This is a genomic window from Pseudomonas sp. Mb7, from assembly GCF_054790525.1.
The window spans coordinates 3,145,931-3,171,317 of record NZ_CP186501.1 but is presented as its reverse complement, the minus strand read 5'-3'; the positions used below and the strand labels follow the sequence as shown (position 1 = coordinate 3,171,317).

Annotated in this window: 28 protein-coding genes; 15 read left to right on the top strand and 13 right to left on the bottom strand. The window is 60.0% G+C overall.

The features are described from left to right. Positions 1-67: 67 nt before the first annotated feature. Together ACOYXH_RS14220 and ACOYXH_RS14215 are read left to right on the top strand one after the other, a co-directional pair. Complete coding sequence (locus ACOYXH_RS14220) at positions 68-373, top strand: RcnB family protein (RefSeq protein WP_258708440.1); 306 nt, start codon at positions 68-70, stop codon at positions 371-373. A gap of 101 nt (positions 374-474) precedes the next feature. Continuing rightward, positions 475-939 carry a hypothetical protein gene (locus tag ACOYXH_RS14215; protein WP_095048012.1) on the top strand — a complete coding sequence of 155 codons (465 nt, stop codon included), beginning with the start codon at positions 475-477 and terminating at the stop codon, positions 937-939. A gap of 5 nt (positions 940-944) precedes the next feature. Here ACOYXH_RS14215 and ACOYXH_RS14210 read toward each other — a convergent pair whose 3' ends face one another. Then, positions 945-2,021: a diguanylate cyclase domain-containing protein gene (locus ACOYXH_RS14210; RefSeq protein ID WP_460410841.1), complete on the bottom strand. Its 1,077-nt coding sequence runs from the start codon at positions 2,019-2,021 to the stop codon at positions 945-947. A 163-nt stretch (positions 2,022-2,184) separates the two neighbouring features. Here ACOYXH_RS14210 and ACOYXH_RS14205 point away from each other — a divergent pair, with 163 nt between their 5' ends. Further along, positions 2,185-2,523 (top strand): FKBP-type peptidyl-prolyl cis-trans isomerase, encoded by a 339-nt coding sequence (locus tag ACOYXH_RS14205; RefSeq protein ID WP_150650374.1) that lies wholly within the window; start codon positions 2,185-2,187, stop codon positions 2,521-2,523. Positions 2,524-2,557: 34 nt separating this feature from the next. Next, on the top strand, positions 2,558-2,971 hold the full coding sequence (locus ACOYXH_RS14200) for a hypothetical protein (protein WP_258708438.1): 414 nt from the start codon (positions 2,558-2,560) through the stop codon (positions 2,969-2,971). Positions 2,972-3,111: 140 nt separating this feature from the next. On the opposite strand, the gene ACOYXH_RS14195 is transcribed toward ACOYXH_RS14200, so the two are convergent. The 3 genes from ACOYXH_RS14195 to ftrA all read right to left on the bottom strand — a co-directional run bounded on the left by ACOYXH_RS14195 (position 3,112) and on the right by ftrA (position 5,174). Continuing rightward, on the bottom strand, positions 3,112-3,381 hold the full coding sequence (locus tag ACOYXH_RS14195) for a hypothetical protein (RefSeq protein ID WP_095048008.1): 270 nt from the start codon (positions 3,379-3,381) through the stop codon (positions 3,112-3,114). A gap of 2 nt (positions 3,382-3,383) precedes the next feature. Beyond that, on the bottom strand, positions 3,384-3,764 hold the full coding sequence (locus tag ACOYXH_RS14190; RefSeq protein WP_095124534.1) for a DUF6124 family protein: 381 nt from the start codon (positions 3,762-3,764) through the stop codon (positions 3,384-3,386). Positions 3,765-4,199: 435 nt separating this feature from the next. After that, the gene (gene ftrA / locus ACOYXH_RS14185) at positions 4,200-5,174 is read right to left on the bottom strand and encodes a transcriptional regulator FtrA (RefSeq protein WP_460410840.1); all 975 of its coding nucleotides are present in this window, start codon (positions 5,172-5,174) and stop codon (positions 4,200-4,202) included. A 101-nt stretch (positions 5,175-5,275) separates the two neighbouring features. Between ftrA and ACOYXH_RS14180 the strand changes: the two genes are divergently transcribed. From ACOYXH_RS14180 to ACOYXH_RS14165, 4 genes are all read left to right on the top strand, one after another. After that, positions 5,276-5,704, top strand: coding sequence for a rhodanese-like domain-containing protein (locus ACOYXH_RS14180; protein WP_460410839.1), 429 nt, complete (start codon positions 5,276-5,278; stop codon positions 5,702-5,704). 351 nt (positions 5,705-6,055) lie between these two features. Next, positions 6,056-6,835, top strand: coding sequence for an ABC transporter substrate-binding protein (locus tag ACOYXH_RS14175; RefSeq protein WP_016984244.1), 780 nt, complete (start codon positions 6,056-6,058; stop codon positions 6,833-6,835). 198 nt (positions 6,836-7,033) lie between these two features. After that, a complete protein-coding gene (locus ACOYXH_RS14170) occupies positions 7,034-8,146 on the top strand; it encodes a M14 family metallopeptidase (protein ID WP_460410838.1) in 1,113 nt (370 codons plus the stop codon). A 182-nt stretch (positions 8,147-8,328) separates the two neighbouring features. Further along, entirely contained in the window at positions 8,329-9,045 is a 717-nt protein-coding gene (locus ACOYXH_RS14165) for an alpha/beta hydrolase (protein ID WP_460410837.1), read from the top strand. Here the strand turns inward: ACOYXH_RS14165 and ACOYXH_RS14160 are convergent. After that, complete coding sequence (locus tag ACOYXH_RS14160; RefSeq protein ID WP_186624566.1) at positions 9,035-9,592, bottom strand: DcrB/PsbP domain-containing protein; 558 nt, start codon at positions 9,590-9,592, stop codon at positions 9,035-9,037. The genes ACOYXH_RS14165 and ACOYXH_RS14160 overlap by 11 nt on opposite strands. An 84-nt stretch (positions 9,593-9,676) precedes the next feature. Next, entirely contained in the window at positions 9,677-10,450 is a 774-nt protein-coding gene (locus ACOYXH_RS14155; RefSeq protein ID WP_460410836.1) for a hypothetical protein, read from the bottom strand. A 147-nt stretch (positions 10,451-10,597) separates the two neighbouring features. Between ACOYXH_RS14155 and ACOYXH_RS14150 the strand changes: the two genes are divergently transcribed. After that, positions 10,598-11,134 carry a chalcone isomerase family protein gene (locus ACOYXH_RS14150; protein WP_095048000.1) on the top strand — a complete coding sequence of 179 codons (537 nt, stop codon included), beginning with the start codon at positions 10,598-10,600 and terminating at the stop codon, positions 11,132-11,134. Between the two features lie 72 nt (positions 11,135-11,206). Further along, a complete protein-coding gene (locus ACOYXH_RS14145; RefSeq protein WP_258708434.1) occupies positions 11,207-12,526 on the top strand; it encodes an Nramp family divalent metal transporter in 1,320 nt (439 codons plus the stop codon). Between the two features lie 128 nt (positions 12,527-12,654). Here the strand turns inward: ACOYXH_RS14145 and ACOYXH_RS14140 are convergent, their stop codons facing one another. Beyond that, a complete protein-coding gene (locus ACOYXH_RS14140) occupies positions 12,655-13,758 on the bottom strand; it encodes a cytochrome P450 (RefSeq protein ID WP_258708433.1) in 1,104 nt (367 codons plus the stop codon). A gap of 79 nt (positions 13,759-13,837) precedes the next feature. On the opposite strand from ACOYXH_RS14140, the gene ACOYXH_RS14135 reads away from it, so the two are divergent. From ACOYXH_RS14135 to ACOYXH_RS14125, 3 genes are all read left to right on the top strand, one after another. Beyond that, a complete protein-coding gene (locus ACOYXH_RS14135; RefSeq protein WP_460410835.1) occupies positions 13,838-14,611 on the top strand; it encodes an ArsR/SmtB family transcription factor in 774 nt (257 codons plus the stop codon). A gap of 121 nt (positions 14,612-14,732) precedes the next feature. Further along, complete coding sequence (locus tag ACOYXH_RS14130) at positions 14,733-15,953, top strand: putative DNA modification/repair radical SAM protein (protein ID WP_093440974.1); 1,221 nt, start codon at positions 14,733-14,735, stop codon at positions 15,951-15,953. Next, entirely contained in the window at positions 15,950-16,774 is an 825-nt protein-coding gene (locus ACOYXH_RS14125) for a TIGR03915 family putative DNA repair protein (RefSeq protein WP_258708431.1), read from the top strand. The genes ACOYXH_RS14130 and ACOYXH_RS14125 overlap by 4 nt, the downstream gene beginning before the upstream one ends. Positions 16,775-17,058: 284 nt before the next feature. On the opposite strand, the gene ACOYXH_RS14120 is transcribed toward ACOYXH_RS14125, so the two are convergent. The 5 genes from ACOYXH_RS14120 to ACOYXH_RS14100 form a co-directional block, all read right to left on the bottom strand. Next, positions 17,059-18,078 (bottom strand): branched-chain amino acid aminotransferase, encoded by a 1,020-nt coding sequence (locus ACOYXH_RS14120; protein WP_007915073.1) that lies wholly within the window; start codon positions 18,076-18,078, stop codon positions 17,059-17,061. Between the two features lie 245 nt (positions 18,079-18,323). Next, on the bottom strand, positions 18,324-19,697 hold the full coding sequence (lpdA, locus tag ACOYXH_RS14115) for a dihydrolipoyl dehydrogenase (RefSeq protein WP_258708430.1): 1,374 nt from the start codon (positions 19,695-19,697) through the stop codon (positions 18,324-18,326). 7 nt (positions 19,698-19,704) lie between these two features. Further along, positions 19,705-20,973: a dihydrolipoamide acetyltransferase family protein gene (locus tag ACOYXH_RS14110; protein WP_258708429.1), complete on the bottom strand. Its 1,269-nt coding sequence runs from the start codon at positions 20,971-20,973 to the stop codon at positions 19,705-19,707. Beyond that, complete coding sequence (locus ACOYXH_RS14105) at positions 20,974-22,032, bottom strand: alpha-ketoacid dehydrogenase subunit beta (protein WP_003224000.1); 1,059 nt, start codon at positions 22,030-22,032, stop codon at positions 20,974-20,976. Position 22,033: 1 nt separating this feature from the next. Further along, a complete protein-coding gene (locus tag ACOYXH_RS14100; RefSeq protein ID WP_016985244.1) occupies positions 22,034-23,269 on the bottom strand; it encodes a 3-methyl-2-oxobutanoate dehydrogenase (2-methylpropanoyl-transferring) subunit alpha in 1,236 nt (411 codons plus the stop codon). A 185-nt stretch (positions 23,270-23,454) separates the two neighbouring features. On the opposite strand from ACOYXH_RS14100, the gene bkdR reads away from it, so the two are divergent. Continuing rightward, the gene (gene bkdR, locus ACOYXH_RS14095; protein WP_008059350.1) at positions 23,455-23,943 is read left to right on the top strand and encodes a Bkd operon transcriptional regulator BkdR; all 489 of its coding nucleotides are present in this window, start codon (positions 23,455-23,457) and stop codon (positions 23,941-23,943) included. Between the two features lie 87 nt (positions 23,944-24,030). On the opposite strand, the gene ACOYXH_RS14090 is transcribed toward bkdR, so the two are convergent. Next, the gene (locus ACOYXH_RS14090; protein WP_258708428.1) at positions 24,031-24,894 is read right to left on the bottom strand and encodes an MBL fold metallo-hydrolase; all 864 of its coding nucleotides are present in this window, start codon (positions 24,892-24,894) and stop codon (positions 24,031-24,033) included. Between the two features lie 91 nt (positions 24,895-24,985). Between ACOYXH_RS14090 and ACOYXH_RS14085 the strand changes: the two genes are divergently transcribed. Continuing rightward, entirely contained in the window at positions 24,986-25,327 is a 342-nt protein-coding gene (locus tag ACOYXH_RS14085; protein WP_007915092.1) for an ArsR/SmtB family transcription factor, read from the top strand. The last annotated feature ends 60 nt before the right edge of the window (positions 25,328-25,387 follow it).

The following is a 25,387-nucleotide window of genomic DNA, read 5'->3' as shown; positions in this document are numbered from 1 at the left end:
AAAAAAGGAATGATTCCCGCCCCACGCAGTCGGAGTTGAGGTACTACACAATTCAGGAGGTTCACCGATGAACAGCAAAACCCTAATCGCCAGCCTGGCCCTCATCGCCGGCATTGCCGGGATCAGCCCACTTGTTCAAGCGGCGCAAACCTCAAATGAACAAGCCGTGCAATCCCCGGTCAGCGACCGCGAATTGAAGGTCAACGACCGCGCCCCGGATATTTATCAGCGCAGTGAAAAAGCCATCGACTGGAAAACCAAGGGCCTGAAAAAACCTGTTGATCAGGCGCAATGGGTACAGATCAATGACCAGTACGTCATGGTGATGATCACCAACGGGACGATTGTCGAGATGAAGCCGGTCCCGCGTTAAATCTCCGGCAATAATCAGCCATGGACGGTTGATTGCAATCGAGCGCCGTTCGGGTAAAACCCTTGGGGCGTTTTGGATGTCGGGAAGTCAGGAGCAACAGGTTGGAAAAGAAACCGCTGTATCGCAAAGAAAACACCACCGCCCATAACGTCTGGCGCAACAACCCAGGCGGGCACTACCGTGATCAACGAAACACCAAAGCGCAAAGCCACAGCGAGGCCACGCGCGGCTCTATGCATGGCATCAAACACCACGGCTACGACTACACGCCGTTGTTTCGTTTTCTGTTATCCCGCGTCGGCGGTCATTGGGATGAGATTTTCAGCGAAGCGGTATCTCGCCTTGATCGGCCAGAACCGGTTTTCTGGATGGTTGCCATCCACGAAGACGATCGCAAGGACATTGTGCGACTGGGCGAGTCGGCCTACTTCAACGGCCTCTTCGTCGATGAGCAAAAGCAGCTGCAAATCGTCAATCCGCAGCTGAGTGTCGAAGAGATGAAGCCTCATTGCCGTTGCTGCACGCATACCTTCAATGGCGTTCCGTTTGGCCTGCCTGCGGACTGATCGAGCTACTCGACCCGAACGTGATTCATCACCTGCCCACCCCCCAACCGATACTGATTATTGCCACTGCGCTTGGCCTCATACATCGCCAGATCTGCGACGTGCAGCAAGCGATCCATCGCCGTCGCATGGTCCGGAAACACCGCCACCCCGAGGCTGGTGCCGATGTGGCGCTGGTCGTTGCCGATGCTGATCGGGGGCGACAGTTCGATGAAGATTTTCTGGCAGATGCTGCGCGCTTCGTCATGCAAACTCAGGCTCGGCGCCAGGTCTTGTAGGATCACCACGAACTCATCGCCGCCAATGCGCGCGACGGTATCGGTAGCGCGCAGGATGCGTTTCAGCCGCGTGGCCATGGTGATCAGCACCCGGTCGCCAGCGGCATGGCCGTAGCGGTCGTTGATGGTTTTGAAACCGTTGAGGTCGACGAACACCAGTGCGACGCGTGTCTCGGACTGCCGCGCGTGATCCAGCGCTTCCGACAAGCGTTGTTCCAGCACCAGGCGATTGGGCAGGCCGGTCAGCGGATCGAAGTGGGCGAGGTGTTGCAGGTAACTGGCCGAGGCTTTTTCTTCGGTGATGTCGCGTACCACGCCCATCATTTTCACCACCGCGTCGTGGTCGTTGCGTACAACGTTGCCGGTTTCCCGCAGCCAGCGAATCGTGCCGTCGGGCCAGACCACGCGGTACTCCTCATCGTGGTTTTCGCCAGTCTCCAGGCAGCGCAGTTCGCCTTCGCGCACCTTGGTGCGGTCGTCCGGATGGACGCAGGAACAGAACAGCGCATAGGACGGGGTGATTTCGCCGATCTTGAAGCCGAACATGCCGTAAATCGCATCTGACCAGTACAGCCGATCCGTGTCGACTTCCCAATCCCAAGTGCCGATACGCGCAAAGTACTGGCTACGCTTGAAACGCTCGACGTCGCCGTCCTGCTGAATGTGTTGGCCATCGGCGGCCCGTCTCAGCAGATCACGGTACTGCGCGAGCTGCCTGCGCAAACCGCGTTCGCGCCACAGCAGCAGGGCGATGACGGCGAGCATGATCGCGCCCACGGCAAGGCTGATCCAGAACAGAGTCATTCGGGCGCTGCCAGCATGGCGAGTCGATCCGTGGGGTAGTGGCGGTTGGCTATGTTAATGCTTCATTACTCGGTTCGGATACCATGTTGATCTGCGCTGGCAGGTTGCCAATCCCCGGCATTTCTGGGAAAACGGCGGCCGGCTGAACAATAGAGTGAATGTTATGAATGATGAACTGCAGGTAATCGATCTTCAGATCGGCGAAGGCAAAGCCGCTGTCAAAGGCGCGCTGATCACCACCCAATACACCGGATGGCTGGAAGACGGCAGCGAGTTCGATTCTTCCTACAGCCGTGGCAAACCTTTTCAGTGCGTGATTGGCACCGGGCGGGTGATCAAGGGTTGGGATCAGGGCTTGATGGGGATGCAAGTGGGGGGCAAGCGCAAATTGCTGGTGCCGGCGCATTTGGGGTACGGCGAACGGACGATGGGCAAGATCCCGCCGAATTCGAATCTGGTGTTTGAGATTGAGTTGTTGGAAGTGCTGACGCGGGAGGATTGAAACCGGGTCTTTTTTACGCTTGGGAATAAATGCGATGGATGTGTGGCAGTGGGTTTCACAAGTTGCCGATTGGCTGGTGGAGAGGCATGCCTCGCGCAGAGGATCGAATTACAACTACATGTATTTCGTTTCCGCTGCCGTTGCAGTCGGCAGCTGGATAGTCGCGAAAGAACTGCTCGCCAAGCGCAAGGCCCTCAAAGCAGACGTGTCTGAAGCTTTGCAAAATGAAACGGTACGTGCGATGTCCTTTGCTCAGGAAGATGGGCGGCCGGTCAAACGCACTGCGACGTTGGTCCGACAGGAAGAAACCTTTTTCGTCACGGTCATTCGTCATGACGATGAAGAGCGCGTGGAGTCATCCAGTGAAGCGTTGCACTCGCTGGACGATGTCGACGTTTACTTGCGTGACCACACACCCTTTATCCTCGCGGATTTTCGAGCTTCGTGACTCACGCGTCCGATGCAGAAAGAACGCTTTCGCGAGCAGGCTCGGTCCCACATTGGATCGGCGGCGTACTCAAATTCCATGAGCCACCGCAGATCTAGTGTGGGAACGAGCCTGCTCGCGAAGAACGATTACACGGTCAATCAGGCTGCGTGGGCCATTTCGGCCAGTGTGTCGGCCACGGTTTTTTGCAGTGAGGGGAACCGGCGGGTTACGCGGCGCAGTGCGGGCAAGACGGCGTCGATTTCCAGTTCATCGAGTTGGGGAAGGGCGGTGACGGCGGAGGCGACGATGGATTCGCGTTCGCTTTCGAAGAGCACCAGGCAGGCGTTCTGTGCCCAGCGTCCGTCGCGTTCGTTGAAGCCCATGGCCACCAGTGCCGCGACGACTTGTGCATCGGTTTTGTTGGACATGTTTATTGCCTCAGGGCGGGGTCGATTTTGTCGAGGGCGCGGTTGACCGCGAGTTCGCCGAGCATGACCACTTGCTGGATGCCGAGCACGGTGTTGCGGTAGGGCGAGTCGAGCAGGGCGGCGAAGTCGCTGAGCATGATGCTGGCCGAGGCCATGGATTCGCAGGCATGGGCCATGAGGTCTTCGGCGCCGGTGTTCGGGTCGACGAGGAACATGGTGCTGGGTTTGCGTGGTGGTGAAGGCGGTGTGGGTTTCAAGTAGTGGTCGAGGGCGCGTTCGGCGGCTTCGTGGAGTTTTCTGGAACCTGGTGTGGAGTAGGGGGACGTTGGATTTGGATCGATTTCCGCGTCTGTTTCGGGCGGATTTGGCGTGATTTTGAACATATGCTAGGAAACCTCAATGAGGCTGACACCGTTTGCGACTAAACATTGGGTGGCAGCTATACGCAGGTTAGTCGACCGGACTCCTAGCTAAACCGGCGCGCTCGAAAGCGCCCTACGCATAGCCGCCATTGAGTGCAGGCATGGAAATGCCAGACTGAATAACTGCTTGCAAGCTAGAGATGAAACCGAGCGACTAAACCCGATCACTGAACATTCAGTGACGCGAACCAAGTTACCGGCAGCCCCCAAGCCGCACAAGCCGGCGGATTCTGGCGTAGTTGTAGGCAAAGGCGCAAGGCGCTGTAGCCTTGTGGCTGATGTCTAAATGATGCTGCGTTTGACTGGGCGCCTTCGCGAGCAGGCTCGCTCCCACAGGGGGAACGCATTCCAAACTGTGGGAGCGAGCCTGCTCGCGAAGGCGCCTTCAAAATCACCTCAGGATTCAACCCTCACGCCCCGCCCAAACCGCTCCCGATACACCGACGGCGGCACACCTACCACGCCGCGAAACGCCACACGAAAACTCTCCACCGACCGATAACCGCAACGCTCGGCAATCTGCTCGGTGTTATGCGGCGTACTCTCCAACAACTCCCGCGCCCGCGCCAACCGTTCGTGCTGCAACCACGCCTTCGGCGACTGCCCGCTGGCCTCGGTAAACCGCCGCAGAAACGTGCGCTCACTCATCGCCGCTTCACTGGCCAGATCACGCACCTCCAGCGGTTCATGCAAACGCTCGCGCGCCCACTGCATCACCCGCGACAGATCATTGCGCGGCGTCAGGCTGACCGGGGTCGGAATGAACTGCGCCTGGCCGCCGGTGCGTTGCGGCGACATCACCAGTCGCCGCGCCACCGAGTTGGCGACTTGCGTGCCGAAGTCCCGCGCCACCAGATGCAGGCAGGCATCGATCCCGGCAGCGCTGCCGGCCGAGGTGATCAACTGACCGGAATCGACGTAAAGCACATCGGCATCGACAGCAATCGCCGGGAAGCGCTGCGCCAGTTCCGCCGTGTAACGCCAATGCGTGGTGGCGCCGTGGCCGTCGAGCAGGCCGGTGGCCGCCAGCACAAATACACCGGAGCAGATCGACAGCAAGCGCGCGCCCCGGGCATGGGCCTGACGCAACGCGTCGATCAATGCTGGAGGCACCGCCGCGTTGCGGTCGCGCCAGCCGGGAATGATGATGGTGCGCGCCTCGGCCAACAATTCCAGGCCGCCATCGGCCAGCACCTGAATGCCGCCCAAGGCGCGCATCGGGCCTTGATCGACCGCCGCAATGGCGTGGGTGTACCACGGGAAATCGAACTCCGGCCGGGTCAGGCCGAAGACCTCCACGGCGATGCCGAACTCGAATGTGCAGAGGCCGTCGTAGGCCAGAATTGCGACCAAACCTGGTGATGTCGGCATTTGGCGGAAAATTCCCGGTGAGTGTCTTGTGCGCCACTGTAGCCGCAAGCGGCCGCTCGATAAAGTCTGTTCACACCCGTTCAGATAAAGGAGCAACACCCATGGTCAGTCTGGTTCGCGACATCCCTGCGGCGCCGTCGGCGATCGCCCTGATGCACTTCAGTAGTCGTCTGACTTTCGAAACCGATTGTTCCGACGTGTTCAGTAGCCAAGAGGCTGGCGAGATTGATTTTGTCCTGGTCGATGTCCGTGGGCCGCTGGCCTTTGAGCGCGGGCACGTGCCGGGTGCGATCAATATTCCGAACCGTTTGCTGACGGCCGCGGAACTGGCCAGCTACCCGAAAACCACGCTGTTCGTGGTCTATTGCGCCGGCCCGCACTGCAATGGCGCGAACAAGGCAGCGGTGAAACTGGCAGCGCTGGGGTATCCGGTCAAGGAGATGATCGGCGGGGTTACCGGATGGCTGGATGAAGGCTTTCAACTGAGCGTTGAGCCAGTCGTCAAAACCGCCATCGGCTGCGAATGCTGATCCCCTTGTAGGAGCTGCCGCAGGCTCGGGCCGCGTTCGGACGATCTTTTGATCTTGATGTTTAAAAAGCCAGATCAAAAGATCGCAGCCTGCGGCAGCTCCTACAGGGAAGTCAGCGTTTTTCTGCGCTGGAAATGCGCTTGTCCTACAGCCTTTGCACCACGACGGCGCACCCGTTGACCCCGGTCAATCGGTGCGCCGATCTTTCATAAGTATTTGTCGCTTAAACACAATTTACCCTGTGCGCGCCGCCATAGACTGCCGGCCACTTCGGTGTTTGTAGCCAATTGGCCATGACCGAACGCTGAATCGAAAGCTGCCAATAAAAGCCTCCGCACACAGGAGTTATAAATGAAGAAGCTAGTGATGTTCGGTGCCCTGGCACTGTCGATGTTGTCCCTGACCGCCGTGGCCGAAGACGCCAAGCCGATCCGCATCGGTATCGAAGCCGGTTACCCACCATTCTCGATGAAAACCCCTGACGGCAAACTCGCCGGTTTCGACGTCGATATCGGCGATGCGCTGTGCGCGCAGATGAAAGTCAAATGCACTTGGGTCGAGCAGGAATTCGATGGCCTGATCCCGGCGTTGAAAGTGAAGAAGATCGACGCGATTCTGTCGTCGATGACCATCACCGACGACCGCAAGAAAAACGTCGATTTCACCATCAAGTACTACCACACCCCGGCGCGCTTCGTGATGAAGGAAGGCTCCGGTGTCAAAGACCCGCTGACCGAGCTCAAGGGCAAGAAAGTCGGTGTGCTGCGTGCCAGCACCCACGACCGTTACGCCACCGAAGTGCTGGTGCCAGCCGGGATCGACCTGGTGCGTTACGGCTCGCAACAGGAAGCCAACCTCGACATGGTTTCCGGGCGTATCGACGCGATGCTGGCTGACTCGGTCAACCTCAGCGACGGTTTCCTGAAAACCGACGCGGGTAAAGGTTTTGAATTCGTTGGCCCAACCTACGAAGACGCCAAGTACTTCGGTGGCGGCGCCGGCATTGCAGTGCGCAAGGGCGATACCGCGCTGGCCGAGCAATTCAACAAAGCCATCACCGAAATCCGCGCCAATGGCGAGTACAAGAAAGTCCAGGACAAGTACTTCGACTTTGATGTGTACGGCCATTAATACGCCGTAGAAAAAAGTGGCCCCGTTTGCGCGGTGGCCACTTTTTTTGCGCTCTAATTGTGATGAGACCCTTGTAGGAGTGAGCCTGCTCGCGATAGCGGTGTGTCATTCAATGAATGTGTTGGCTGACCCACCGCTATCGCGAGCAGGCTCACTCCTACAGGGGATCTTTGTGATCCAGATATTGAGGAGTTACCCATGCAACGCATCGACCATGTTCTGCCCTGGAGCCACTTGGGCAGCGAGCGCTCGCTCAGCGTGTTTCGCTACGGCGCGGGCACCCGCAAGGTTTACATCCAGGCCAGCCTGCACGCCGATGAACTGCCGGGCATGCGCACCGCCTGGGAACTCAAGCAACGCCTCAATGAGCTCGAACAGCAAGACCGTTTGCAGGGCGTGATCGAACTGGTACCGGTGGCCAACCCGATCGGCCTCGATCAACACCTGCAAGGCGCGCACATGGGCCGCTTCGAGCTGGGCAGCGGCAAGAATTTCAACCGCGCCTTCGTCGAACTCAGCGCACCGGTCGGGACGTTGATCGGTGAGCGTCTGGGCGCGGATGCCGAGGCCAACGTTGCGCTGATCCGCCAAGCCATGGGTCAAGTGTTCGAAGACCTGCCGGCCCCGGCCTCGCAACTGGAAGCGTTGCATCGCTTGCTGTTGCGCCATGCCTGTGATGCCGACATCACCCTCGATCTGCATTGCGATTTCGACGCGGCGATTCACTTGTACGCGCTGCCGCAGCACTGGCCACAGTGGCAATCGCTGGCGGCGCGCTTGAAGGCCGGCGTGGCGCTGCTGTGTGAAGATTCCGGTGGCAGCTCGTTCGATGAATCCTGCTCGACGCCTTGGCTGCGTCTGGCGCGGGCATTCCCGAATGCCGCGATTCCTGCGGCGAATCTGGCGACCACGCTGGAACTGGGTAGCATGGGCGATACCCGGGTCGATCAGGCTCAAGCCAATTGTGAGGCGATTCTCGGCTTCCTCGCGGAGCAGGGTTTCATCAGCGGCGAGTGGCCGGCAGCGCCGAGCGAGTGCTGTGAAGGCCTGCCGTTCGAGGGCACCGAATACCTGTTCGCGCCGCATCATGGCGTGGTCAGTTTTCTGCGCAATGCCGGCGAATGGGTGGAGCAGGGCGATGCGTTGTTTGAGGTGGTGGATCCGTTGCAGGATCGCGTCACCACCGTGCGCGCGGGCACCAGTGGCGTGTTGTTTGCGCTGGATCGCGGGCGCTATACCGAGCCGGGGATCTGGCAGGCGAAAGTGGCGGGGCGGGTGGCGTTTCGGACGGGTAAGTTGACGAACGACTGACGGATCTTCGTTGGGGCTAATGGCCTCATCGCGAGCAGGCTCACTCCTACAGGGGAACGCATTCCAAATGTAGGAGTGAGCCTGCTCGCGATGGCGGCATCAGCAGCACCACCGAATTTGGATCCACGCCGCAGGATGTTAGGCTCCCCCCCGAACCCGACACTCTGTGAAAGGAAGGCTCTATGTTGAAGGTCTTTTCTCTCTTGACCCTGCTGGCGTCCAGCGCCGTGCAGGCGCAAACCACGCTGCAATCCGATCTGCCACTCAAGTACATCGAACAGGTGCACGCCGACGCCGAGGCGCGTCCGTTGGTGATTTTTCTTCACGGCTACGGTAGTAACGAAGCCGATCTGATCGGCATGAAATTCCAGCTCCCGGCGCAATACAACTACCTGTCGGTGCAGGCGCCGTTGTCGTTGGGCGAAGGACGTTTCCAGTGGTTTCGCAAGAAAGGCGAAGGTGCCTACAACGGCGAGACCGATGATCTGAAGGTCAGTGGCCAGAAACTGCGCGATTTTGTCGCGCAAGCGGCGCAGAAATATCACACCACCCCGAGCAAGGTGTACCTGATCGGTTTCAGCCAGGGCGCGATGATGACCTACGAAGTGGGGCTGCGGCCGCCAGTCGCTGTCGGCGGGATCGCTGCGTTGAGCGGGCGTTTATTGCCAGTGTTGAAAGCTGAACTCAAAGGCGAGCAGCAGCCGTTGCCGCTGAGTATCTTTATCGGCCACGGCACCGCCGATGATCCGGTGCCGTATAAAAACGGCACCGAGGCCAACACGCAACTACATAAACTCGGTTACAAGCCGCAGTTCCATGCCTATCCCGGCGTCGGCCACAGTATCAGTGCGGCCGAGCTGCGCGACTTGAGTGGCTGGCTGCAGCAGCTCAATCCTTGAGGATGGTTTTCACCAAAGCATCGTGACCTTTCTTGTCGCTGGCGCGGGAGATCACCTGCACCAACGCCATCTTCGTGCCGGAGCCGGCCATCAGCGTGGTGTTGAGGGTCTGGCCACCGCCCTGGGTCGCGGTGCTGTCGACCTGACGCAGGCCAAGGCCGGTGCCTTTCTGGGTCAGGCTTTTTTCGCTGAGTTTGTTGAAGTCCGGCAGGGCCTTGCGTTGGTCGTCGATGAAGCTCGAGACGGTGCTGTCGAGGAACTGGCCGTCGTTGTCCTTGACGTGCTGGCCTTCGGGGATTTGGTTTTCAGCGGTAATGACCACGGTTTTTGTGGCCTCGTTGGTGTACATCGTGCCCTTGGTCCCGCTCGGGCTGGCCGGCAGCGGGTCGGCGATGAAACCTTTAGGCAGCACAAAAGTGAACTTGCCATCGAGCATCGAGACTTTCTCGGCGCTGGCTTTTTCCTTGGCCGCTTGCGCGTGAAGGGCGCCGAAACCGGCGAGGGCCGCCACCAGCAGGACGACGGCTTTTTTGCTCAACAATGACATGTGAATCTCCGGTGGATGGTCGCGCGAGGCGGGCGATCATCCCACGGAGGAGGGCGGGCGTTCCAGCGCGAATCGTCTGAGCGGTTACTGCGCCTGCGCTTTCGCCAACGGACGGGCCAACAGGCGTTTGGTTATGCCGAGCATGGCCACCGACACCGCGACACCGACGGCGAATCCACTCAGCCCCATGCTTGGCAAGGTCAGCGCCGAGACCAGACAAAACGCCGAAAACGAATACATGCCGGTCGCCGTCGCCCGTAACAATGCGGCGGTAAATGCCGGGCCGCGCGTTTGTTGCGAGAACACCGCCATCACACTGCCGAGTACCGGGAACACCGCGAGCAAACCGCTCCAGCGCTCGCCGACGGTGCTGGCGAGCATCGTCACCACCAGTGTCAACGCGGCGCCGGCGACCATTCGCCAGATCAGTTTGTCCGACTTCGGCGCCGGGCCGTTCAACACCGGTTGCACCGTAGGGAACAGATACGGCGATGCCAGCAGCGCAATTGCCGCCACCGCCACGGAAAACGGCAGCGACGCCGGGATCAGTGACAACACCCCCGCGATGACGGCCCACACCGACAGCGACGCCGTCAGCGCCAACGGCCAGTTCGCCCGTTGCGCGACCTGCGCATAGGTGATGCAGAACGCAATCATCGCGAACATCGCCGATAACGCCGCCACCGCTGATTGCGCGGCAAACGCCGGACCCTGCTCGATGGCGAGGAAAAACAGAATCGGCCCGACCACCACCGGCAATCCCGACAGCCACCCGGCTACGCTCGGCCCCCAGCGTTTGCCTGCCAGGGAAATCAGCAGCAGAAAACCGGGAATCAGCAGCAGTTTGAGGATCAGCACGCAGGTGTCTCCGTCCGTTGAGGGTAGGCCACGGTAGCATTGTCGATCGGCGATTGCTGCCTATGTGCGCAGTTTTTGTATACAAACTATCGAGGGCGATACCCGGCTATGCTGTGTGTATCAGGGTTTACCGGAGTCGATGCCGCGATGAGAAGAACACCGAAGCTGGTGCGAGGATGCTGCGGCATCGGCTTGTGGGCGTTGTTGCTGACGCCGACCTGGGCCAATTGGCAGGACGCCGTGCCCGGCGCGCAGATCATCGGCACCGGTGATTTCAGCGTGTTCGGGTTCGATGTCTACAACGCACGCCTGTGGAGCGCCGCGCGGCCCTTGGACGACGACCAGCCGTTTGCGCTGGAGTTGATTTACCGTCGCAAGATTTCTCGCGACGACCTGGTCAAGGCCAGCGTCGATGAAATCAAACGACTGTCAGGGAGTAGCGTCAGCCCGACGCAATTGGCCGGTTGGCAGGTACAGATGCAGCAATCGTTCGTCGATGTGCAGGCTGGCACGCGGATTACTGGGGTCTATCTGCCAGGGCAGGGCGCGCGGTTTTTTGTCGGCCAGCAATTACAGCATGAGATCGATGACCCGCTGTTTGCCCGGGCGTTTTTTGATATCTGGCTCGATCCGCGTACGCGCAATCCCGAGTTGCGTGAGCAGTTGTTGGGTGTGAGTCGATAGATTTTTTTGATCTTCTAGGCTTCGGCTGAAACGTCTAAGCTGCGTCTTTCCGATTTGTTTCTGGATGTGTGCGTGAAATTCAGCTTGCCCAAAATCGCCACCGCGCCGTTTTGCCCGCCGGAAGTGGCTGGCAGTGTCGCGGTAGATCCCAATGCCTCGTTCTTCAAACGCGTGCTGCGTTTCGCCGGCCCCGGGTTGCTGGTGTCTATCGGTTACATGGATCCGGGCAACTGGGCCACCGCCATCGAGGCCGGTTCACGCTTCGGTTACAGCCTGTTGTTTGTGGTGTTGCTGGCGAGTCTGGCGGGCATGGTCGTGCAATGCCTGTGTTCGCGGTTCGGCATCGCCACCGGGCGCGATCTGGCGCAACTGTCCCGCGAGCGCTACAGCACGCCGACTGCGCGCTTGCAGTGGGTGTTGGCGGAAATCTCGATTATCGCCACCGATCTGGCCGAAGTGCTTGGGTGTGCGCTGGCGTTCCATTTGCTGCTCGGCTGTTCGCTGACCTTCGGCATTGCCCTGACGGCGTTCGACACCTTGCTGGTGCTGGCCCTGCAAAATCGCGGCTTCCGCCGTCTGGAAGCAATCATGCTGGTATTGGTCGCGACCATTGGCGTGTGTTTCTTCGTCGAACTGCTGTTGATCAAACCCTACTGGCCGGACGTCGCCCAAGGTTTCAAACCGTCGCTGGCGGCGATCAGCGAGGCGGCGCCGTTGTACCTGGCCATCGGTATTCTCGGCGCGACGGTGATGCCGCATAACCTCTATCTGCATACCTCGATCGTGCAGACGCGGATGATCGGCAAGGACCTCGCAAGCAAGCAGGACGCGGTGAAACTGGCGCGCATCGACACCATTGGTTCGCTGGCCCTGGCGTTGCTGGTCAATGCGGCGATCCTGATTCTCGCTGCGGCGGCTTTTCACCAGTCCGGGCACACCGAGGTGGTGGATATTCAGGACGCCTACCACTTACTAGACCCGCTGGTGGGCGGCGCGCTGGCCAGCGTGTTGTTCGGCGTCGCGCTGCTGGCATCGGGGCAGAGTTCGACCTTCACCGGTACCATCGCCGGCCAAGTGATCATGGAGGGTTACCTGAACCTGCGGATTCCGTGCTGGCAGCGACGTTTGATCACTCGCGGACTGGCGTTGATTCCGGCGTTTATTGGCGTGTGGCTGATGGGCGATAACGCGATCGGCAAATTGCTGGTGCTGAGTCAGGTGGTGTTGAGTCTGCAGTTGCCGTTTGCCTTGTACCCATTGATTCGCATGACCAATGATAAAAAGCTGATGGGACCCTTTGTGAACCGCTGGCCAACCCGGGTGTTGGCGTGGGGCTTGTTTGTGGTGATCAGCGGCGCTAACAGCTGGTTGATTTTGCAGTGGGCGGCTTGAGCCATATTTTGCAGTGATTGGGCTGGCCTCTTCGCGAGCAGGCTCGCTCCCACAGTTTCCAAGGTGATTTCAACAGTGTGTACACCTCGTAACCTTGTGGGAGCGAGCCTGCTCGCGAATGCGGAGTTTCAGGCGCCGACATCGCTAAACATTGGAACGCGCCCATTGAGCGAAGGCCGGTAGTGCCAGTTCAAGCGATTCAGATCGATGCCACGCCCAAGTATTTCCCTCACCGTCGCCCCGGCAATACTCATCGCCAACGCTTGCCCCGGACACTGATGCCGGCCACTGCCAAAACTGAAACTGCGGCGGTTGGCGCGCTGTGGCAGAAACTGCTCCGGCTGTTCGTTGAGCGCCGGATCTCGATTGGCCGAGGCCAGCAGCACTAGAATCACATCGCCCGTTTCGACACGTACTCCAGCAATCTCACAGGACGCGGCGACAAAGCGCCGGGTGTTCTGCACGGGCGGGTCGAAGCGCTGGACTTCGCTGAGCAGTGCTTCGATGGATTCGCCGCGCAACGCTGGCTGCCGACGTAGCGCCAGCAGCGTATTGCCGATCAGGCCGGCGCAGGCTTCGAACGTCTGTGAACAGAGGCCGATCAGGTTGGCGATCAAGGTTTCCTCATCGCCGGTGAAGCGCTGCTGGATTGCACTGAGCAACGGGCTGGCTGGCTCGGCGAGCAATTCGATGAAGTCACCGCGCAGTTGTTCAGCCGCCGCCTCTGCTGCGGCCAGTTGCTGGTCATTGCTCAACGGCGACAGGCAGGCAACGAAATCCGCCGTCAATTCACTGATCGCCCGCGCTTGCGCCGGGGTGAACCCCAGCAGCGCCGCGACCACGCACACCGGGCCACGAAGCATTGCCTTGTACACCCCGTCGGCGTCCGCGGTGATCAGCCGCGCGGCGACCAGTCTGTCGACGGCCTCAAGGTCGAGCGAGGCCAACTCAGGCTCAATGGCAGCGCGTGGGCAGCGCTGGCGTTCGCCGTCATTCATGCGCATCAGTTGGCCAAAGACTTTGCCTGCCATGCTTTCGGCAATTGCTTTGGGCACCGGCTCCTGCGCCGGACGCACCCGGCAATCGGCGTGGGCCAACACCGCACACACCGCCCGGGCGCTGCTGGCGACCCACAGTTTCAGCTTTGGATGAAACGTCAGTCCACCTGCTGCGCGCAGTTCGGCGTAGTAGGGATAAGGATCGGCGTGCGTTGCGGCGCTGATCGGGTTCATGGTTTGCATCCTTGTCGGCGGGGAAAGTGTTGCTACTATCTCCACTGCGCAACGACGATGATTCGTCCGGGAGCGAACTATGCACGCAGAGCATCAAGACATCGGCGTTTCCCAAGTGGCTGCCGCCATCGCCGAGCCGGCGCGAACGAAAATCCTCTGTTCGCTGATGGACGGCCACGCCCGCACCAGCACTGAATTGGCGACGATCGCCGAAGTCAGCGCCTCGACCGCCAGTGTGCACTTGGCGAAACTCAAGGACCTGGCACTGCTGCGCCTGCATGTTCAGGGCCGTCATCGCTATTACAGCCTCGCCGATCAGCGCGTGGCGCAGGCGCTGGAAGCGTTGATGGTGATTGGCCAGAACGCCGCGCCGACGTTCAAGGCGCACACACCGGATCGCCTGCAATTCGCCCGCACTTGCTACGACCACATGGCCGGGACGCTGGCGGTGTTGCTGCATGACCGTTTGATCGAGGGCGGTTGGTTGGTGGCAAGCGACGAGCAGGCGTATCGTTTGAGTGACACCGGCGAGGCGTTGTTTCTTGGTTTGGGAATAGACGTGCAGGATTTGACCAGCCTGCGCCGCAAGTTTGCCTGTCGGTGCCTGGACTGGAGCATGCGCCGGCCGCATCTCGGTGGTTCGCTGGGGGCGGCGCTGTTGCAGACCGCGTTGAAGCGCAAGTGGGTGACCCAGGATCTGGACAGTCGGGCGCTGGCGTTGACGGCGGCGGGGCGCAAGGAGATCGGTGCGCGGTTTGGCGTTGAGTTACCGGTAGACGGGCAGATCAAAAGATCGCAGCCAGCCGTAAAGCGTGCCCACCCGATAAATTCCGACCGTCCCGAATCCCTGTAGGAGCTGCCGAAGGCTGCGATCTTTTGATTTTCAGCTTCTGACCGACGAGGGGCGCATCTGCCACCTTGTATCACCGCTGTCGACCCTATACTGTATATACAAACAGTATAGAGCCCGCGCCATGCAAATCATCGACAAGCTGAGCATCCTCGCCGACGCCGCCAAGTACGACGCCTCCTGCGCGAGCAGCGGCGCGCCCAAGCGCAGCTCCGAAGGCAAGAGCGGGCTGGGCTCGACAGATGGCATGGGCATCTGCCACAGCTACACGCCGGACGGGCGCTGCGTGTCGTTGTTGAAGATTCTGCTGACCAATTTCTGCCTTTACGATTGCCAATACTGCGTCAACCGCCGCTCCAGCGATGTTCCGCGCGCTCGTTTCACCCCCGAGGAAGTCGTGGCGCTGACCATGGATTTCTACCGGCGTAACTGCGTCAGCGGGCTGTTTCTCAGTTCCGGCATCATTCGTTCGGCGGACTACACCATGGAGCAACTGGTGCGGGTGGCGAAGCTGCTGCGTGAAGAGCATGAGTTTCGCGGGTACATCCATCTCAAGACCATTCCCGAAGCCGATCCGGCATTGATTGAAGAGGCTGGCCGCTACGCCGATCGCCTGAGCGTCAATATCGAACTGCCCACCGATGCCAGCCTGCAAGTGCTGGCGCCGGAGAAGGACATCACTTCGATCAAACAGGCGATGAACACCATCTACACTGGCGTGCAGACCGTGTTGAACGAACCGCGCTCGGCGAAGTTCGCCCCGGCCGGGCAGAGCACACAGTTGATTGTCGGCGCCGACGACACCGATGACAGCACCATCCTTCACAGCGCACAGGCCTTGTACGGCAATTTCCGTCTGCGCCGGGTCTACTATTCGGCCTTCAGCCCGATTCCCGACAGCCCGAAAAGCGTGCCGCTGGCCGCGCCGCCGCTGATGCGCGAACACCGTTTGTATCAGGCCGATTTTCTCCTGCGCAGCTACGGCTACAGTGCTGATGAATTGCTCAAGGGACCGGGTAATCTGGCGCTGGACATCGACCCGAAACTGGCCTGGGCGTTGCAGAACCGCGAAGTGTTCCCGCTCGATCTGAACCGTGCCGAAGCTTCCCTGATTGCGCGTATTCCCGGTATTGGCTTGCGCACCACCGAACGTCTAGTCGAGCTGCGCCGCCAGCGGCGCATCCGTTACGAAGACGTCGCGCGCATGCGCTGCGTCCTGGCCAAGGCCAAGCCGTTCATCATCACCAGCGACTATCACCCGCAGCAGGCCGAGGTCACCAGCCATATGCTTTATCAGCAATTGCGTGACCGGCCGATGCCGCAGCAGATGGGGTTGTGGGGATGATCAATCTCGATTGCGACGACCTGTTCGACACCTGGCGCCAGCAGGCGCGCTGGCTGCTGAGCCATGAAGTCGATCCGAGTCTGGTGAGCTGGGCCTCGCAAGGTGTGGGTGATCTGTTTGCCAGTGATGAGCCGGTGCCTGAAGGGCAGGGGCCATTTCAGGCACGTATTCCGCGAGCGCTGCTCGACACCCTGGAACAGGCCTCGCGTTATCGCGGTGATCAACGCTGGAGTTTGCTGTATGAAGTGCTGTGGCGCGTCAGCCACGGCGACCGTACCGCGATGATGGCCGGGGACAAACTCGGCAGCGAGTTGCAGCGACGGATCAAACAAGTGCATCGGGAAGCTCATCATCTGCATGCGTTTGTGCGTTTCATCGAGCGGCCTTCATCCAGCGCGGGTCCGCAATATGTGGCTTGGCATGAGCCGGCCCACGACATTCTGCACAACGCCAGTGAGCATTTCATCGGGCGAATGGGCCGCCATCGCTGGTTGATCGCCACGCCGCGTGACGGGGTTTACTACGATGGCGAGCAACTGATTCATCAGCGTCAATGCCCGCTGGAATGGCAGCAGTTGGCGCAGAACGTCGACGATCCTCATGGGGATTTGTGGCTGACGTATTACAGCCACATCTTTAATCCAGCGCGGTTGAACGAGAAGGTCATGCAGGGGCATTTGCCGGCGCGGTTCTGGAAGAATCTGCCGGAGGGGGAGTTGATTCCCGGGTTGATTACGCAGGCGCGGATGGGGAAGCAGCAGAATGGGCAGGCGAGTGGGATTGCCAACCGTGCAGGCAAACGGATTGCCTTGAAGAGCTAAAAGCATACCCTCGCCCCAGCCCTCCCGAAACGTCGGACCGCCCGTAGGGAGAGGGGGCCGACCGAGGTGTTTGGACTTGATCCATCGACCTGAAAGTCCGCGTCGAACTCAGATTTTGAATACCACATAGATCGGCTCCCTTTCCCCCTCGCCCCCCTGGGGGAGAGGGCTGGGGTGAGGGGGAAAAGATCTCAAGCCCTACACAACAATCCCCGCCAAACGCCATAAAAAAGCCCCCCACCAATCACTCGGTGGAGGGCTTTTCTACATCAATTGCCGTCAGATCAAACCTTGACGATCCAGCCCGCTGGCGCTTCGATGTCGCCGGTCTGCACGCCAGTCAGCTCTTTGTAGAGCTTCTGGGTCACCGGGCCGACTTCGGTTTCACTGTGGAACACGTGCAGATGGTCGTTGTAGCTGATACCACCGATCGGGGTGATCACCGCAGCCGTACCGCAAGCGCCGGCTTCCTTGAAGTCCGACAGCTTGTCGATCAGCACATCACCTTCAACCACTTCCAGGCCCAGACGGGTCTTGGCCAGTTCGATCAACGACAGGCGGGTGATGCCTGGCAGAACCGACGGCGAGTTCGGGGTGATGAACTTGTTGTCGTGGGTGATCCCGAAGAAGTTGGCCGAACCGACTTCTTCGATCTTGGTGTGGGTCATCGGGTCCAGATAGATCGCGTCGGCGAAGTTGGCTTTCTTGGCTTTCGAGCCCGGCATCAGGCTGGCCGCGTAGTTGCCGCCGACCTTGGCTGCGCCGGTGCCTTGTGGGGCGGCGCGGTCGTAGCTGGAGATCTGGAAGTTGTGTGGGGTCAGGCCGCCCTTGAAGTAGGCGCCGACCGGGATGCAGAAGATCGAGAAGATGAACTCGGGTGCCGTGCGCACGCCGATGTTGTCACCCACGCCGATCACGAACGGACGCAGGTACAGCGCGCCGCCGGTGCCGTATGGCGGAATGAAGCGTTCGTTGGCGCGAACCACGGCTTTGCAGGCTTCGATGAACTGCTCGGTGTCGACCGTCGGCATCAGCAGACGCGCGCAGCTGCGTTGCATGCGCAGGGCGTTCTGGTCCGGGCGGAACAGATTGATCGAGCCGTCCTTGCAACGATAGGCCTTCATGCCTTCGAAGCATTGCTGGCCATAGTGAAGGGCCGTCGAGCCTTCGCTGATGTGCAGCACGTTATCTTCGGTCAGGGTGCCTTTGTCCCACTCGCCATCGCGAAAGTACGACAGATAGCGTTTGTCGGTCTTGATGTAATCAAAACCCAGCTTGTCCCAATTGATGCTTTCGTTACCCATGACACCCTCTATCACTGAACAACCGCCGAAACGGTTCAAGGCTTCTGACGTTTTTTGGATGGGCACAACAATACTTCATTCTTGAGCGGTTTCGCAGCCGGAATTCGCTCCACTGATCGTTCCCACGCTTGATCGTTCCTACGCTCTGCGTGGGAATGCCTCATCGGACGCTCCGCGTTCGGCTTTTGGGACGCAGAGCGTCCCCGGCTGCATTCCCACGCAGAGCGTGGGAACGATCAACGCAGCTACAGGTGCAACGCATGCCCCAGGGCACGCAACGCCGCTTCCTGCACCGCTTCACCCAGGGTTGGATGCGCATGGATCGTGCCGCCGATGTCTTCCAGCCGCGCGCCCATTTCCAGGCTTTGCGCAAACGCTGTCGACAACTCCGACACGCCAACGCCCACCGCTTGCCAACCGACAATCACATGGTTGTCCCGACGAGCGACCACGCGCACGAAGCCGCTTTTTGACTCCAGCGTCATCGCCCGGCCATTGGCGGCGAACGGGAAACTCGAAACAATGCAGTCCAGCCCCGCAGCCTTGGCCTCGTCCGGCGTCTTGCCGACCACTACCAGTTCCGGGTCGGTGAAGCACACGGCAGCAATCGCAGTCGGGTTGAATTCACGGGTTTTGCCGCTGATCAACTCGGCAACCATCTCGCCCTGAGCCATGGCGCGGTGGGCCAGCATCGGCTCGCCGCTCAGATCGCCGATGGCGTAGACGTTGCGCATGCTGGTCTGGCAGCGACTGTCGATCTTGATCGCCGAACCGTTCATATCCAGGTTCAGCGCTTCGAGGTTCCAGCCTTGGGTATTCGGTTTGCGGCCGACGGCGACCAGCACCTGATCGGTTTCCAGGTTCAGGGTTTCGCCTTCCGGATCGCGCACCTGCAAGGTGCCATCGAAACCCAGCACGCTGTGTTTGAGGTACAGCTTCACGCCCAGTTGCTTCAGCGCGTCATGCACCGGTTGCGTCAGTTCAGCGTCATATGCCGGCAGGATTCGATCCTGCGCTTCAACCACGCTGACCTCGGCACCGAGCTTGCGATAAGCGATGCCCAGTTCCAGACCAATGTAACCACCGCCGACCACGACCAGACGTTTCGGCACGGATTTCGGCGCCAACGCTTCGGTGGAGGAGATGATCGGCCCGCCAATCGGCAGGATCGGCAGATTGACGCTGGTCGAACCAGTGGCCAGCACTAGATGCTCGCACTGGATGCGCGTGTCGCCGACATCCACGGTTTTACCGTCGATGACTTTGGCCCAGCCGTTGATGACCTGAACCTTGTTCTTCTTCAACAGTGCAGCGACGCCGGTGGTCAGGCGATCAACGATGCCGTCCTTCCACTCGACGCTTTTGCTGATGTCGAGCGTCGGCGCCGAAACGCTGATGCCCAGCGCCGAATGCTGGCTGTGATGCCGGGTCTGGTGAAACTGCTCAGCCACATGAATCAGCGCTTTCGACGGGATGCAGCCGATGTTCAGGCAGGTGCCGCCCAACGATTGGCCTTCAACCAAAATGGTCGGGATGCCCAGTTGTCCGGCGCGGATCGCCGTTACATAGCCGCCGGGGCCGCCGCCAATGATCAGCAGCGTAGTGTTCAGAGATTGCATGCGCGCCTTACTCCACAAACAAAGTGGCGGGTTGTTCGATCAAGCCACGAATGGCCTGGATGAAGAGCGCCGCGTCCATGCCGTCGACCACGCGGTGATCGAACGAGCTGGAGAGGTTCATCATCTTGCGGATCACCACCTGGCCTTTGACGACCATTGGCCGTTCGACGATTTTGTTCACGCCGACGATCGCTACTTCCGGCAGATTCAGCACCGGCGTGCTGACGATGCCGCCCAGCGCACCGAGGCTGGTCAGGGTGATGGTCGAGCCGGACAGTTCATCACGGCTGGCCTTGCCATTACGCGCGGCGTTGGCCAAACGCGAGATTTCTGTAGCACTGTCCCACAGGCTGCGCGCCTCGGCGTGACGCACCACCGGCACCATCAGGCCAACATCGCTTTGTGTGGCGACGCCGACATGCACCGCGCCGAGACGGGTGATGACCTGGGCTTCGTCATCGTAACGTGCGTTCATCTGCGGGAAGTCGCGCAGGGCAACGACCAGAGCGCGAACGAGGAACGGCAGCAAGGTCAACTTGCCACGGCTGGCGCCATGTTTTTCATTGAGATGTGCGCGCAGTTCTTCAATCGCGGTGACGTCGATTTCTTCGACGTAGCTGAAATGCGCGGCACGCTGAGTGGCGTCCTGCATGCGCTGGGCGATCTTGCGGCGCATGCCGATGACTTGAATCTGTTCTTCGTCGTTACGCTGGGCGTAAGCGGCGGCCACTGGTGCCGAAGCGTTGGACTGATCTTGCGCCAGATAGGCTTCAAGGTCTTCGTGCAGCACACGACCGGCCGGGCCGGAACCGTGCACCAGACGCAGTTGAATGCCCAGATCCAGCGCATGTTTGCGCACGGCCGGGGAGGCCAGTGGGCGCTCATCCGCTTCGCGGGCAACCATCGGGCCTTGGCAAACAGGAGTCGGACGTGGGGCGGCTGGAGCAGGTTTGCTCTCAACAACCGCTTCAACTTTCGGCGCAACAGGCTCTTTCGTAACAACAGGAGCGGCGGACTCTTTCAGGTTGCCAGCACCCTCAACTTCAATGCTGATCAGCACACTGCCAACCGCCATCACTTCACCCGGCTGACCACCGAGGGCAATTACCTTGCCGTGTACCGGCGATGGAATATCGACCATCGCCTTGTCGGTCATCACGTCCGCCAGCACCTGATCCTCAACGACCAGATCGCCAACCTTGACGTGCCACTGCGACAGTTCTACTTCTGCGATGCCTTCGCCGATGTCCGGCATCTTGATAACGTGCGTGCCCATTCAGACCTCCATAACCCGTTTCAGCGCTGCGCCCACTCGGGACGGCCCTGGGAAATACGCCCACTCTTGCGCGTGCGGGTAGGGGGTGTCCCAACCGGTGACGCGTTCGATCGGCGCTTCCAGGTGATGGAAGCAATGCTCTTGCACCAGCGACACCAGTTCGGCGCCGAAACCGCAGGTGCGGGTGGCTTCGTGAACCACCACGCAGCGGCCGGTTTTCTTCACCGACTTGACGATGGTTTCCAGGTCCAGCGGCCACAGGCTGCGCAGGTCGATGACTTCGGCATCAACGCCGGATTCTTCGGCCGCGACTTGCGAGACGTAGACGGTGGTGCCGTAGGTCAGCACGGTCACGTCCTTGCCCGGACGGGTGATCGCGGCGACGTCCAGCGGCACGGTGTAGTAGCCGTCCGGCACCTGGGCTTGCGGGTGTTTCGACCACGGCGTTACCGGGCGATCGTGGTGGCCGTCGAACGGGCCGTTGTACAGACGTTTCGGCTCAAGGAAGATCACCGGGTCATCGTTTTCGATGGAGGCGATCAGCAAGCCTTTGGCGTCATACGGGTTGGATGGCATGACCGTGCGCAGACCGCAAACCTGAGTGAACATCGCCTCGATGCTCTGGCTGTGGGTCTGGCCGCCGTAGATGCCGCCGCCGCAAGGCATGCGCAGGGTCATCGGCGCGGTGAACTCGCCGGCCGAGCGATAACGCAGGCGCGCCGCTTCGGAAATGATCTGGTCGGAGGCGGGGTAGACGTAGTCGGCGAACTGAATCTCGGCGACCGGACGCAGACCGTAAGCGCCCATGCCCACGGCCACGCCGACGATGCCGCTTTCGGAGATCGGGGCGTCGAATACGCGCGAGGTGCCGTACTTGGTCTGCAGGCCTTCGGTGCAACGGAACACGCCGCCGAAGTAGCCGACGTCTTGACCGAACACCACCACATTGTCGTCACGCTCAAGCATCACATCCATGGCCGAGCGCAGGGCCTGGATCATGGTCATGGTGGTCGTGGTCATGGCGGTTTCCAACTGAATATTGTTGTTGTGATCGTTCATGTCAGATCCCCAACTGCTGACGCTGGCGCTTCAAGTGCTCCGGCATCTCTTTGTAAACGTCTTCGAACATGGTCGCGGCGCTTGGAATCTGGCCGCCGGCAAGGGTGCCGTACTGTTCGGCCTGTTTCTGCGCGGCAATCACTTCGGCTTCAAGCTCGGCGCTGACGGCGGCGTGCTCTTCGTCTGACCAGTGGCCGACCTTGATCAGGTGCTGTTTGAGACGGGCGATCGGGTCGCCGAGCGGGAAGTGGCTCCAGTCATCGGCAGGGCGGTATTTGGATGGATCGTCGGAAGTCGAGTGCGGGCCCGCGCGGTAGGTGACCCACTCGATCATGGTCGGGCCGAGGTTGCGGCGGGCGCGTTCGGCAGCCCAGGCAGAAGCGGCGTACACCGCGTAGAAGTCGTTGCCATCCACGCGCAGCGAGGCGATGCCGCAACCGACGCCGCGTCCGGCGAAGGTGGTGGCTTCACCACCGGCGATGGCCTGGAAGGTCGAGATCGCCCACTGGTTATTCACCACGTTGAGGATCACCGGCGCGCGATAAACGTGGGCGAAGGTGAGGGCGGTGTGGAAGTCCGATTCGGCGGTAGCGCCGTCACCGATCCACGCCGAAGCGATTTTCGTGTCGCCCTTGATCGCCGAAGCCATGCCCCAGCCGACGGCCTGAATGAACTGGGTGGCGAGGTTGCCGGAGATGGTGAAGAAACCGGCGTCCTTGACCGAGTACATGATCGGCAACTGACGGCCCTTGAGCGGATCGCGCTCGTTGGACAGCAGTTGGCAGATCAGGTCGACCAGCGGCACTTCGCGTGCCATCAGAATGCTTTGCTGGCGATAAGTCGGGAAGCACATGTCGTCGATGTTCAAGGCCAATGCCTGAGCACTGCCGATGGCTTCTTCGCCGAGGCTCTGCATGTAGAACGACATTTTTTTCTGACGCTGGGCGACCACCATGCGGTTGTCGTAGATCCGCGTCTTGAGCATGGCGCGCATGCCCTTGCGAAGGATCTCGACCGGGACGTTTTCGGCCCAGGGGCCGAGGGCGTTGCCCTGATCGTCGAGCACGCGAATCAGCCCACGCGCCAGGTCGGCGGTGTCGGCAGGTTCGACATCAATGGAAGGTTTGCGCACCGTACCGGCATCGGTCAGATGCAGGTAGGAAAAGTCGGTTTTGCAGCCTGGACGGCCCGAGGGTTCAGGGACGTGCAGACGCAGCGGTTCATACGCTTGGGTCATGGCTTCTACGCTCGATCTTGTGAATTTCTTGTAGTGAGCTGGCAGTCATTCTTCGGTAGAAGAAATCTTGTCCTACAACAATCATAGGCCCGGGCAAGAAGAATATTTATCTCTGTTTCGTTGCGCTGGAGATGATTTGCAGATAGAAATTCTGCATAAACATAAAAAGCAGGTGGTTTTGTCTCATGCGCAAACTGGACCGTACCGACATCGGCATTCTCAACAGCCTTCAGGAGAATGCGCGCATCACCAACGCCGACCTCGCACGCTCGGTCAATCTGTCGCCGACACCGTGCTTCAACCGGGTCAAGGCGATGGAGGAATTAGGGCTGATTCGCGAGCAGGTGACGCTGCTGGATGCTGACCTGCTGGGGCTGCATGTGAACGTGTTCATCCATGTCAGCCTGGAGAAACAGGTGGAGGAGGCGTTGCAGCATTTCGAGGAAGCGATTTCCGATCGTCCGGAGGTGATGGAGTGCTACCTGATGGCCGGAGACCCGGATTACCTCATCCGGGTCCTGGTGCCGACCATTCAGTCACTTGAGCGTTTCATGATGGACTTCCTGACCAAAGTGCCGGGTGTGGCAAATATCCGGTCGAGTTTTGCGCTGAAGCAGGTGAGATACAAAACTGCATTGCCGCTGCCGGCGAACGGTTTGACGTTGGGGACGTGAAGATCAAAAGATCGCAGCCTGCGGCAGCTCCTACAGGGAAAACGCGTTCCAACTGTAGGAGCTGCCGCAGGCTGCGATCTTTTGATGTTAAAGCTTGTTGATCGGGATCTTCAGATACACGACGCCATTGTCCTCAGCCGCTGGCAGATTCCCGGCCCGCACATTGACCTGAATCGCCGGCAGCAACAATGTCGGCATGCCCAGCCCGGCATCACGTTTTGTACGCATCTCGACGAACGCCGCTTCATCGATCCCGTCATGCACATGAATATTGCTTTTGCGCTGCTCACCGACCGTGGTCTGGCACTGCGCGGCGCGGCCCTCGGGCGGGTAATCGTGGCAAACGTAGAGTTTCACGCTGGCCGGAAAGGCCAGCAGTTTATGAATCGAGTTGAACAACTGATGGGCATTGCCACCGGGAAAGTCGCAACGCGCGGTGCCGACATCAGGCATGAACAGGGTGTCGCCCACCAGAATCTGTTCGCCGTCGATCAAGTAGGCCATGTCCGCCGGCGTATGCCCGGGCACATGCAGGGCCGTAGCCTTGAGATTGCCGATCCGGAATGATTCGTTCGGCGCAAACAGGTGATCGAACTGCGAGCCGTCGACGCAGAACTCCGGCTCCAGATTGAACAGCGCCTTGAACACGTTCTGCACTTTGCTGATCGATTCACCAATGGCGATTTTCCCGCCCAGCTCCCGGCGCAGATAAGGCGCGGCGGACAGGTGATCGGCGTGGGCATGGGTTTCCAGCAGCCACTGCACTTGCAGATTGTGCGCGCGGACGAAGGCGATGATTTTATCGGCCTGTGCGGTGCAGGTGCGCCCGGCGGCGCCGTCGTAATCGAGCACCGGATCGACGATTGCACATTGCCCGCCATCGGTTTCATAGACCACATAGCTGTAGGTCGAAGAGGCGGGGTCGAGGAAAGCTTCAATCTGCGCGGGCATGGACACCAACCTGAACGAGGAAAATGGGTTGCAACACTTTATCTAAAAACATAATGTTCGCAGCTTAAGTGACCTTGAAGGCATCGTGCAAATGCAATCCAGTCTGACCGAATGTGAAGTCGCCCAACTGCGCGCCTCGGCCTCCAAGGCCTGTGCGTTGCTCAAGGCCATGGCCAATGAGGATCGCCTGTTGATCCTCTGTCAACTGACTCAGGGTGAGCGCAACGTCGGCGAACTGGAAAAAATGACCGGTGTGCGCCAGCCGACGCTGTCCCAGCAACTGGGCATCCTGCGTGATGAGGGACTGGTCGCGACCCGTCGTGAAGGCAAATACATTTTTTACGGCCTTGCCAGTCCGGAAGTCATCCAGGTCATGAAAACGCTTTCCGGGTTGTATTGCGGCGCCGTGCTGAAAAGTCTCGGCCATCAATAAATGCCAGCCAACACACAACCCCTGTAGGAGTGAGCCTGCTCGCGATAGCGGTGTATCAGT

Coding starts and splice junctions, on each gene's coding strand:
- ACOYXH_RS14150 (WP_095048000.1), top strand. CDS start 10,598: ATGAGAAGAACACCGAAGCTGGTGCGAGGATGCTGCGGCATCGGCTTG.
- ACOYXH_RS14100 (WP_016985244.1), bottom strand. CDS start 23,269: ATGACCCAAGCGTATGAACCGCTGCGTCTGCACGTCCCTGAACCCTCG.
- ACOYXH_RS14110 (WP_258708429.1), bottom strand. CDS start 20,973: ATGGGCACGCACGTTATCAAGATGCCGGACATCGGCGAAGGCATCGCA.
- ACOYXH_RS14140 (WP_258708433.1), bottom strand. CDS start 13,758: ATGAACCCGATCAGCGCCGCAACGCACGCCGATCCTTATCCCTACTAC.
- ACOYXH_RS14085 (WP_007915092.1), top strand. CDS start 24,986: ATGCAATCCAGTCTGACCGAATGTGAAGTCGCCCAACTGCGCGCCTCG.
- ACOYXH_RS14205 (WP_150650374.1), top strand. CDS start 2,185: ATGAATGATGAACTGCAGGTAATCGATCTTCAGATCGGCGAAGGCAAA.
- lpdA (WP_258708430.1), bottom strand. CDS start 19,697: ATGCAATCTCTGAACACTACGCTGCTGATCATTGGCGGCGGCCCCGGC.
- ACOYXH_RS14220 (WP_258708440.1), top strand. CDS start 68: ATGAACAGCAAAACCCTAATCGCCAGCCTGGCCCTCATCGCCGGCATT.
- ACOYXH_RS14120 (WP_007915073.1), bottom strand. CDS start 18,078: ATGGGTAACGAAAGCATCAATTGGGACAAGCTGGGTTTTGATTACATC.
- ACOYXH_RS14210 (WP_460410841.1), bottom strand. CDS start 2,021: ATGACTCTGTTCTGGATCAGCCTTGCCGTGGGCGCGATCATGCTCGCC.
- ACOYXH_RS14090 (WP_258708428.1), bottom strand. CDS start 24,894: ATGCCCGCGCAGATTGAAGCTTTCCTCGACCCCGCCTCTTCGACCTAC.
- ACOYXH_RS14175 (WP_016984244.1), top strand. CDS start 6,056: ATGAAGAAGCTAGTGATGTTCGGTGCCCTGGCACTGTCGATGTTGTCC.
- ACOYXH_RS14125 (WP_258708431.1), top strand. CDS start 15,950: ATGATCAATCTCGATTGCGACGACCTGTTCGACACCTGGCGCCAGCAG.
- ACOYXH_RS14180 (WP_460410839.1), top strand. CDS start 5,276: ATGGTCAGTCTGGTTCGCGACATCCCTGCGGCGCCGTCGGCGATCGCC.
- ACOYXH_RS14200 (WP_258708438.1), top strand. CDS start 2,558: ATGGATGTGTGGCAGTGGGTTTCACAAGTTGCCGATTGGCTGGTGGAG.
- ACOYXH_RS14170 (WP_460410838.1), top strand. CDS start 7,034: ATGCAACGCATCGACCATGTTCTGCCCTGGAGCCACTTGGGCAGCGAG.
- ACOYXH_RS14130 (WP_093440974.1), top strand. CDS start 14,733: ATGCAAATCATCGACAAGCTGAGCATCCTCGCCGACGCCGCCAAGTAC.
- ACOYXH_RS14190 (WP_095124534.1), bottom strand. CDS start 3,764: ATGTTCAAAATCACGCCAAATCCGCCCGAAACAGACGCGGAAATCGAT.
- ACOYXH_RS14165 (WP_460410837.1), top strand. CDS start 8,329: ATGTTGAAGGTCTTTTCTCTCTTGACCCTGCTGGCGTCCAGCGCCGTG.
- ACOYXH_RS14105 (WP_003224000.1), bottom strand. CDS start 22,032: ATGAACGATCACAACAACAATATTCAGTTGGAAACCGCCATGACCACG.
- bkdR (WP_008059350.1), top strand. CDS start 23,455: ATGCGCAAACTGGACCGTACCGACATCGGCATTCTCAACAGCCTTCAG.
- ACOYXH_RS14195 (WP_095048008.1), bottom strand. CDS start 3,381: ATGTCCAACAAAACCGATGCACAAGTCGTCGCGGCACTGGTGGCCATG.
- ACOYXH_RS14135 (WP_460410835.1), top strand. CDS start 13,838: ATGCACGCAGAGCATCAAGACATCGGCGTTTCCCAAGTGGCTGCCGCC.
- ftrA (WP_460410840.1), bottom strand. CDS start 5,174: ATGCCGACATCACCAGGTTTGGTCGCAATTCTGGCCTACGACGGCCTC.
- ACOYXH_RS14160 (WP_186624566.1), bottom strand. CDS start 9,592: ATGTCATTGTTGAGCAAAAAAGCCGTCGTCCTGCTGGTGGCGGCCCTC.